Annotated in this window: 7 protein-coding genes; all 7 read right to left on the reverse strand. The window is 60.6% G+C overall.

Translation table 11 applies throughout. The features are described 5' to 3' along the window. Positions 1–214: 214 nt before the first annotated feature. Positions 215–898: a hypothetical protein gene (locus ECTPHS_RS13425; protein WP_008933304.1), complete on the reverse strand. Its 684-nt coding sequence runs from the start codon at positions 896–898 to the stop codon at positions 215–217. 47 nt (positions 899–945) lie between these two features. Next, the gene (locus ECTPHS_RS13430) at positions 946–1227 is read right to left on the reverse strand and encodes a type II toxin-antitoxin system YafQ family toxin (protein WP_008933305.1); all 282 of its coding nucleotides are present in this window, start codon (positions 1225–1227) and stop codon (positions 946–948) included. Then, on the reverse strand, positions 1214–1480 hold the full coding sequence (locus ECTPHS_RS13435) for a type II toxin-antitoxin system RelB/DinJ family antitoxin (protein WP_008933306.1): 267 nt from the start codon (positions 1478–1480) through the stop codon (positions 1214–1216). Before ECTPHS_RS13435 ends, ECTPHS_RS13430 begins: the two co-directional genes overlap by 14 nt. 344 nt (positions 1481–1824) lie before the next feature. Beyond that, a complete protein-coding gene (prsR, locus tag ECTPHS_RS13440; protein ID WP_040406135.1) occupies positions 1825–3195 on the reverse strand; it encodes a PEP-CTERM-box response regulator transcription factor in 1371 nt (456 codons plus the stop codon). 12 nt (positions 3196–3207) lie between these two features. Next, entirely contained in the window at positions 3208–3438 is a 231-nt protein-coding gene (locus tag ECTPHS_RS13445; protein ID WP_246828381.1) for a hypothetical protein, read from the reverse strand. Beyond that, entirely contained in the window at positions 3431–3706 is a 276-nt protein-coding gene (locus tag ECTPHS_RS14425; RefSeq protein ID WP_008933309.1) for a BrnT family toxin, read from the reverse strand. Before ECTPHS_RS14425 ends, ECTPHS_RS13445 begins: the two co-directional genes overlap by 8 nt. 21 nt (positions 3707–3727) lie before the next feature. Then, on the reverse strand, positions 3728–4422 hold a 695-nt coding region (locus ECTPHS_RS13450), incomplete at its 5' end, for an ATP-binding protein (RefSeq protein WP_008933310.1).

A 4422-nucleotide genomic window follows, 5' to 3' on the forward strand; every position in this document is an offset into this window, starting at 1 on the left:
GAGGGACAGGCACTCTTGACCCTTTTTCCCAGCTATTCGCCTACCGCCGACCCACCAAACGCCCCCCTTCCGCTTTTCCTCAAGACCCCGGTCCGCAAACCACCATCAGACGCTGATTTCCCCGAATATCTGGCTCCCGCACACGCACCACAGGCAAGAGCCTTACTCGGCACATCACCGCAGCACGGGAAAACCAATGAAGGAGGAGAGGCCTTCAGGCCACTGATCGTCGTCGCTGTTGCCGGTACAGGGCCTCGAACTGCGTGCTCTGTGCCAGCCACTGAACCGGGGTGAATTCCAGCCGCTGCGGGATCAGGGGCAGGGTGTTGGCGATGGCGCCTTTCTTTCTCGGGTCGATGGCTCGACCGGTGTAGTCCACCAGGGCGAGATAGTCCTCGAAGGCAAACGGGATGCCGGGCTGTTCCCGTTCGGCGAATGCGCCTTCAAACGGTAGCAGCGGCTTCACCGGCCCGTCGAACCGCAGCAGGGCGTCCATCCGCATCTGCTCACGCACCGCCTGGGCCAGGTCGAACCTCGGCGTGATGCGTTCCCGGATGCTGGTATGTTCCGAGGTTTCCGGTGTATCCGCCATCCCGGCCCGCACTGGGTTGAGATCCACATAGGCCATGCAACTGAGTAGGGCCGCTTCGGTGCGCAGGGCCTGGGACTTGAACCGGGCCTCCCAGAAATGGCCGGTACAGCCGTCCTCCTGATTGGCCTGCCGGGCGATGGGCTCATTCAGACACTTCATGAACCAGCTCAGGCTGGCCAGCCGTTGCCGGTAGCATTGGGCGAATTCAACCACCTGAGCCAGCTCATAGCTTTCCTGATTGTCTCCCGCCAAATACCGCTGGACCAGCAGCGGCCCCTTGAACAGACAAGTCCAGCGCCGCAGCACGTCGTCATCGGACCAGGACTCGGCTTGGGCTGGGTCCAGCTTGACGATCAGCCGAAAAGTTTGCTGTGCGAGCCGAGCCTTGCCAATCGGAGGGTGTTGGGGTCAGATTTGCGGTAAATCAGCAGTAGATCAGGCTTGATGTGGCATTCCCGGTAGCCTGCCCAATCACCCGAAAGGTCATGATCGCGGTAGCGAACATCTAAAGTCTGATCGGTCGCCAGTGCGATCAACACCGGTTTGAGCTCATCGTCGAGCGTAGCCCGGTACCTGCCTTTAGCCTCTCGCTTGTAGTCGCGCTTGAAAGCGGATGAACGATCAATCGTCCTCATGCAAATCTGCCATCAGATCGTCCACACTGTTGAATTTCTTGCCTTTTCCCGCTTCCAGTTCGGTAATGGCCTTCTTCGTCGTGGAGTTAGGCACCTTCACATCGAAGGGCAAACGGCGCTCATCAGCTATGCGCAGCATCAGCAAACGAATAGCGTCCGAAACGGACAACCCCATTGCCTCTAGTGCATCAGCGGCGCGCTCCTTGGTCCTGGTATCGATGCGAGCACGGACGTAGGTATCAGCGGTTTTCATCGGCCATTCTCCGAGGAGATTAAATGTAGTCACAAAGAGACTACATTATAAGGCGATCATTGCAAGAATTCACCGTACTTCCCGGTGGACAAGAAATCTTCTCTCCTATTCGGAGGTGGAAGGGGGACAGGCACTCTTGGCCCTCTTGGCCGGCGTAGTGGCCCTCGTATTGGGCGATGAGGTTGTTGCGCGGTACCAGTCGAGGGAGGCTGGCGTACAGGGCCTTCAGGTCATGGGCTTGCAGGGCGCGGAACAGGGTGAGGGTTTCGCGGCCGGAGCGCGGCAGACCCAGGGCCGGCAGCAGGGCCTGGTTGAGGCTGGCTCGCTCGGGGGGCTACTGTTTGTTACCCCTCCTTCCCCAACTCATGCTTCTTCAACAAGTCGTACAAAGTCGGCCGGCTCACTCCCAGCAGTTCCGCCGCCCTTGAGATGTTGCCCCCCACCATCTGCAGCGTCCGTCGCACTGCCTTGCCCTCTGCCTCGTCCCGCACCCGACGCAGATTGAGCATGAGCGGATCCTCGCCGTCGGCCGACAGTTCCAGGTCTTCCGCCGTCACCTGGTTGCCTTCGGCCATGATCACCGCCCGCTTGATGCGGTTTTCCAACTCCCGCACATTGCCCGGCCAGTCATGGCGTTCGATGGCGCTTTGGGCGTCCTGGGAGAAGCCGCGCATGGTTCGGCCCTGCTTGCCGGCCAAGCGCTCCAGCAGCACCCGGGCCAACAGGTGGGCGTCACCGGTGCGATCCTTCAGTGCCGGGATATGGATGGTGATCTCGCTGATGCGGTAGAACAGGTCCTCGCGGAACCGATCCTCGGCGATGAGGGTGGACAGGTCCTGATGGGTGGCGCAGACCACCCGTACATCCACCGGGATCTCACCTCGACCGCCGATGCGCTCGATGACCCGCTCCTGCAGGAACCGCAGCAACTTGGCCTGCAGGGGCATGGGCAGATCGCCCACTTCGTCCAGGAACAAGGTACCGCCATCGGCATATTCGATCTTGCCCCGGGTCTGCTTGACGGCGCCGGTAAAGGCGCCCTTTTCATAACCGAACAGCTCGCTCTCCAGCAGGTTTTCCGGGATGGCGGCACAGTTGATGGCCACGAACGGCCCCTTCTTGCGGCGGCTCAGGCCATGGAGGGCCTGGGCAACCACTTCCTTGCCGGTGCCGCTGTCACCCAGCAACAGAGTGGTGGCATCGGTGGGCGCCACCTTTTCCACGGTGCGGCAGACCTTGAGCATCTCCGGGCTGGCGGCAATGAGGCCCGGTAGGGGTTCGGTGGCCTGACGGGCCGACAGGCGGCGGTTTTCCGCCTCCAACTCGAACAGGCGATGGGCGCGCTTGACGATAAGATTAAGGAAGTCCGCGTCCACCGGCTTCTGGTAGAAATCGTAGGCGCCCAGGGCCACGGCCCTGACGGCGTTGTCGCGGTCGTTGTTGCCGGTGACCACAACCACCTTGGTCTCCGGGGCCAGGGACAGGATCTGTTCGAGGGTGGCCAGACCTTCGGTCGCACCACCCGGATCCGGCGGCAGGCCCAGATCCAGGGTAACCACGGAAGGTTCGCCGCGACGCAACTGGGCAATGGCCTCATCCCGGTTCTGGGCGGTCAGGACCTCGAAGTCGTCAAAACACCAGCGCAGCTGGCTGAGCAGGCCGGGATCATCCTCCACCAGGAGTAATACGGGTTTTTGCTGAGTGCTTCCGGTCAACGTCTGGGTGCCTCACTGGCAGTGATCTGGTTGCGTTTCGGATGAAGTATCCGAGTGCTGCTGGATGATCTTTCCCAACGCTCTCAACGCCTCGTTGACTTCCCGAGAACTTTTGAACATGACTGCCACGTCATCGTCCAGCTTGACGATATTCGTGACCTCCTGGCAACGGGCGGCATACTTGCCTCGCACCCCTCTGGAGAAATCATACTCGGCAAGCATTTCATCATCTTCATCATCCATCACCTTCATACCTCTTTCTTTCCCGTGCTGTTGCCACCCTGGCGGATATCAGCCGAATCACTGATCCCTGATCCTTATGGACAACAACGAGCAGCCGTCGTCTCTCTGACATGCCAGCCGTCACAAAGCGCGACTCTGTGGACGGATGGAATGGATCATCAACCGTAATTGACAGAAAGTCTGCAAACACAGTGCTGGCTTCTTCGAAACTCACACCGTGCTTCTGCAGATTTGAGACCGCCTTTGTCTCGCTCCATTCAAACTTCAAGCCTGCTCCCTCTACCGGTCATCACTGCCTGGGAGATTCTTCCGTCTGCAACGCCAAAGGAACGCTGATCCGGAATCGCGACCCCACGCCCGGTTCGCTCCATACTTCCAGATCCCCTCCCAGGGCGCGAACGAACTCACGGCTTTCATAGGCGCCGATGCCCATGCCGGTGAGCCCCTTGGTGGTGTCAAAGGGCCGGAACAGTCGCTCGCGGATGAATTCACTCGTCATCCCGGTGCCGGTATCCCGGATCTCCAGATAGGCCTGGCGGCTGTCGCGCCAGAGACCAAGCCGCACCTCGCCCTCGGGCGGCGTGGCTTCCTGGGCATTCTGGATCAGATGATTCATCACCGACAACAGTCTCTCCGGGTCCGCCAATACCGGGATCGGCTCTCCATTGTGGGCCAGTTCCGGCTTCGGTGCACGTCCCAAGGCTTGGGCTACCGCTCGAACGGCCAAAGGCCCCATATCCACCGGGGTAATGTCACGCCCCGGATCTCCGGTACGCAACTGCAGCATGAGCTTGTTCATGCGCGCCACGGCGTTCTCCACCGTGCCGATGGCATCCTTGAGAAAGGCCGGATTGTCGCCATGGCGTTGGGCATTGCTGACCACCAGGGACAGCTGGGCGATCAGGTTCTTCAGGTCGTGCACCACATACGCGGACAGCCGGTTGAAGGCCTCGAACTGCCGGGCCTCGGACCTGGAGTATCCCC

Origin of the sequence: Ectothiorhodospira sp. PHS-1, from assembly GCF_000225005.1 — a bacterium.
In the GTDB taxonomy this organism is placed as follows: Bacteria; Pseudomonadota; Gammaproteobacteria; order Ectothiorhodospirales; family Ectothiorhodospiraceae; genus Ectothiorhodospira.

Bases quoted from the DNA above. Each gene is read 5' to 3' on its own strand.
- ECTPHS_RS13430 (WP_008933305.1), bottom strand. From the start codon at position 1,227: ATGAGGACGATTGATCGTTCATCCGCTTTCAAGCGCGACTACAAGCGA.
- ECTPHS_RS13435 (WP_008933306.1), bottom strand. From the start codon at position 1,480: ATGAAAACCGCTGATACCTACGTCCGTGCTCGCATCGATACCAGGACC.
- ECTPHS_RS13445 (WP_246828381.1), bottom strand. From the start codon at position 3,438: ATGGATGATGAAGATGATGAAATGCTTGCCGAGTATGATTTCTCCAGA.